At 68.7% G+C, this 1,026-nt stretch carries 1 protein-coding gene; it reads right to left on the reverse strand.

Translation table 11 applies throughout. The features are described 5' to 3' along the window. Positions 1-22: 22 nt before the first annotated feature. A protein-coding gene (locus tag ACFWVE_RS35105) for an IS5 family transposase (RefSeq protein WP_384023351.1) occupies positions 23-1,008 on the reverse strand; the annotation gives its coding sequence in 2 pieces (ribosomal slippage) (positions 23-598 and positions 601-1,008; 984 coding nt in all). Between the last annotated feature and the right edge of the window lie 18 nt (positions 1,009-1,026).

The raw sequence follows: 1,026 nt of genomic DNA on the forward strand, positions 1-1,026 counted from the left end.
TAGGTCCTGTCTGGAGTTCGGATCAAGAGTGTGGTGCGATGCTGCGGAGCCAGAGCATTGCCCCACACAGGTGCAGTCCGGCCTCGTAGCTCTCCGGGGTCTTGTCGTACCGGGTAGCGATACCGCGCCAGTTCCGCAGCCGGTTGATGCACCGTTCCACGGTGTTGCGCTCTTTGTAGAGTGTCGCGTCGTGTGAGACTGGCCGGCCGCCGGCGTTGCCCCGCTTCTTGCGGTTCGCGGCCTGGTCGACCTTCTCCGGGATCACGGCTTGGATCCCACGTCGTCGCAGGTAGCGGCGGTTGCGTCGGGACGAGTACGCCTTGTCCGCGGCCACCGCATCCGGCCGGGTCCGCGGGCGCCCGACCGGGCCGCGCACCTTCACCCGTTCCAGGACCGGGGCGAACTGCGGACTGTCTCCGGCCTGCCCGGGCGTGAGGACGAACGCAAGCGGGCGACAGCGTCGGTCAGCCGCCACATGGATCTTGCTCGTCAGTCCGCCCCGGGAACGCCCCAGCTCGGCGGCTTTCAAGCGGGCCCGGTGTCGTCGGCGGATCCGTCGCCGCTCGACGCGCGCCTCATCCTCGGCCTGTCCGTCCTGCGTTCTTTGCTCCTTGTCCTCGCCCCCTTTTCGGCCTCGACGGCCATTTCCAAGGCCGCCAACTGCTCGGGGTCCAGGGCCATCCCGGCGGCGTGATGGTGGGCCCGGGCGGTCGCAGAGTCCACGCTGACCAGGCCCAGGTCGGCCTGGCCGCGGGCGGCGGCCTCGGCGATCACTGTTTGCATCAGGTCCTGGAAAACGCCCCGCGTCGCCCAGATCCGGAAGCGGTCGTACGCGCTCTGCCAGGGCCCGAACTCGGTCGGCAGGTCACGCCAGGGGCTACCGGTCCGGAACCGCCACATCACCGCGTTGAAGTGTTTCCGCAGGTCGGGGATGGGCCCAACCGCGGCAATCGGGAGATGGGGCTCGATCAGGGACCACTGCTCATCGGTGAGATCGCCTCGCGCCATGACTGACGGCTTATCAAG

Origin of the sequence: Streptomyces sp. NPDC058632 (assembly GCF_042717095.1) — a bacterium.
GTDB lineage: Bacteria > Actinomycetota > Actinomycetes > Streptomycetales > Streptomycetaceae > Streptomyces.